This window comes from Terrimonas ginsenosidimutans, from assembly GCF_022012415.1.
Classification (GTDB): domain Bacteria; phylum Bacteroidota; class Bacteroidia; order Chitinophagales; family Chitinophagaceae; genus Terrimonas_A; species Terrimonas_A ginsenosidimutans.
Genome location: NZ_JAKLTR010000051.1, coordinates 1 through 1,146, shown reverse-complemented (window position 1 = coordinate 1,146; position 1,146 = coordinate 1). Strand labels below are relative to the sequence as shown.

The following is a 1,146-nucleotide window of genomic DNA, read 5'->3' as shown; positions in this document are numbered from 1 at the left end:
CTTTATGAATAAAGGTAAATACGTCTTTTCTCAGTTGATAAGCCTGCTTTCGCATAAACAGTTTCAAACACTGGTTAAGCGATATAAAGGAGATCATAAGGTCAAAGACTTTACTTGTTGGAAACAGTTTTTATGCATGGCCTTCGGACAGCTGACTCATCGTGAAAGTCTCAGTGATACCATCATTTGTTTAAAAGCAAATCAGGATAAAACCTATCACATGGGCATCGGTAATGTTGTCGCCAAAAGCACGCTGTCTACGGCCAATGAGAATCGATCTTATTCTATTTATTTCGATTTGGCTATGCTGCTGATCAAACAAGCTAAAGAACTTTACCAGATAAAAGACGACCTGGATATAAGTATCGATAACAATGTTTTTGCCATTGATGCAACAACGATCGACTTATGTCTTTCCACTTTTTTCTGGGCCACTTTTCGTGGGGCCAAAGCTGGTATAAAACTTCATACACAGCTGGATTTGCGAACAGCTATTCCAGAATTTATTCATATTACCCCCGCCAGCGTTCACGAGGTCCATGCGCTGGATGTCATCCGGTTTGAAGCCGATAGTTTTTATGTAGTTGACAGAGGGTATGTTGATTTAAACCGCCTCTATAAAATACATAAAAAAGACGCTTTTTTTATAACCCGCGCAAAAGATAAAATGAGCTGGCGCCGGGTAAAAACTTTTCCCAGTGATAAAGCTGCTGGAGTGATGAGTGACCAATCCATTTTATGGAATAATCATTATGCCTCCAAGTATTATCCTGAGAAAATGAGACGGATCAAGTTCTATGACAGAACGGCTGATAAGCTGCTGATTTTATTGACCAACAACTTTGAGATCAAAGCGACAGAAGTAGCGACCTTGTATAAACATCGCTGGCGGATTGAACTGTTCTTTAAATGGATAAAACAACATTTGAAGATCAAATCATTTTGGGGACAATCAGTAAATGCTGTAAAAACTCAAATCTGGATTGCCATCTCTGTTTACACATTGATCATTATAGCAAAAAAGAAATTTATGCTGCAACAATCTTTGTATGAGATCATTCAAATTATCAGCATATCTATTTTTGAACGAGTGCCGATCCAACAACTATTTCAACAAACTCAAGAACAATATTTCAAAGAACAAGA

1 protein-coding gene is annotated in these 1,146 nt (G+C 37.9%); it reads left to right on the top strand.

Going from position 1 to position 1,146, the window contains the following annotated elements; translation table 11 throughout:
- Positions 1-1,146 (top strand): IS4 family transposase (locus LZZ85_RS28275; protein ID WP_237877515.1); only part of this gene is annotated, 1,146 nt, incomplete at both ends.